Below are 1,701 nucleotides of genomic sequence, written 5' to 3'. Positions count from 1 at the left end.
AAGCCTGCTGGCGGAATGCCAAAAGGCAGGCGTAATTGTCGAGCTGGCAAGTGGCGCTCTCAAACTGAAAGGCCAGCCCGATGCGGTGCATTTCGCCGCAAGCATGCTGCGCCCTTTCAAGGAAGATCTGGTGCGTTACCTCGATCAACCCATCGCTGAACCACTTTTCCAAGTGGCGTTGCCTTGCCAGGCATCGAGCACGACGCCGCCCGACGATATCACCCGCGCACGAGCGGCACTATTTCGTGGCCGGGGTTTGAATCAGGCGGCCGCAATGGCGCTGGCGCACCGGCTGACGGTGCGCGACCAGCAGCACGATGAACGGCGGGTATGCCTGGAATGCGCGCACATGGCCGGCACCGCCAACGCCAGGCGCTGCGGGCAATGGCGACAAACCCGGATGAAGGGCCCGGCCATGCCCGCCGACCTGGTGGACGTACTGCAGCGCTGCCACGGCTTTGCGATCCGGGTGCTCCGGGATAGCGAAGCATCACCATGACGGCGCGGCCCGCAAGCCCGGAAACGCTCCGGTAACGCCGCTGTAACGGTGACTGCGTTACTTCGCTACTGCCAAGCCAGCGGCGCGTGCGGATGCGCGGCCCTGGTGCCGCGCCAGCCGCTGCATATTACTCAACACTGCCACAAAAAATAGCTACGATAGGAAAAAACATGAGCGCAACTTTATTTCGAGTTGGAGAAAGCAAGATTTGGCATTACCGGTACCAGGTGGCCGGCCAGCGCGTCCAGCGCACCACGCGCCTGACGGTGAAGCACGAAGCCGAGATTGTGGCCGCACGGGCCTACGCCGACGCTGTTACCCGAGCGAACGGCGGCAAGCCGGTACCAACGCTGGCCGAACTGTTCGCCGAGTGGCAGTTGGTGCGCGCACCCGTCGCCAGTGTTGCGCATCGCCGTTCGGTGGATGTGATCCGGCGCCTGCATCTTTACGACCTGGGCGATCTGCCGGTGAGCGACATCACCACCCTGCACATCGAGAAAGCGCGCAACCTGCACCTGGTCGACCACAAGCCAGCGTCCGCCAATGCCTGGTTGCGGGTAATCAAGCTGATGGTCAATTGGGCCGTCAAGCGCGAGATCCTGCTTCGGTTGCCATGGCGAGTAACCATGTTGAAGGTCCAGAAAGTCCCGCGTGCCATCTTGTCGCTCGCTTCGGCTGGCGATTGGCTCGCCCAGGTCGATGCCGCGACGGTAGACACGCCCGAAGTTGCCGTGGCCATACGGTTGCTGTTCGGCCTGGGCCTGCGCGAGGGAGAGGCAGCAACTGCGCGCTGGGAGTGGATCGACTGGGAACGCAAGACCTACACGCCGGGCATCACCAAGGGCCGCGAGGCCGAGCCTTGCCCTATCCAGCCATGGCTTGTCGACTATCTGGCACCCTTGCGCAAAGGCGAAGGCCTGATCGCGCCGCGCGCCGACGGCACGCAGCTGCAATCCGGCTATGCCCGTACGGCGATGAAAACCGCTAATGCGAAGAGCCAGATCAAGGGGCTCACGCCGCACCGCCTGCGCGGCAGCTATGCGACGCTGCTGTCGGAGGCCGGCGCGAACATCCAGACGATACAGGCCGTCATGCGCCACAAGAGCCCCATCACGACGATGGCCTACCTCGAAAAGGATATGGATTGCGTGAAAGCTGCGCAGGAAAGGATGGCGGAGAAGATGGGTTTTGGGCGGCGAGGA

Annotated in this window: 2 protein-coding genes; both read left to right on the top strand. The window is 63.2% G+C overall.

The genetic code is table 11. The annotated features are described in order from the left end of the window. A partial coding sequence (locus tag AC0V2Y_RS27435) for a hypothetical protein (protein WP_475418417.1) occupies positions 1-499 on the top strand: 499 nt, incomplete at its 5' end. A 170-nt stretch (positions 500-669) separates the two neighbouring features. Continuing rightward, the coding region (locus AC0V2Y_RS27430; protein WP_475418416.1) for a tyrosine-type recombinase/integrase at positions 670-1,701 on the top strand (1,032 nt) is incomplete at its 3' end.

It is taken from the genome of Janthinobacterium sp. BHSEK, from assembly GCF_056174685.1.
This window is presented reverse-complemented; position numbering and strand designations above follow the sequence as displayed.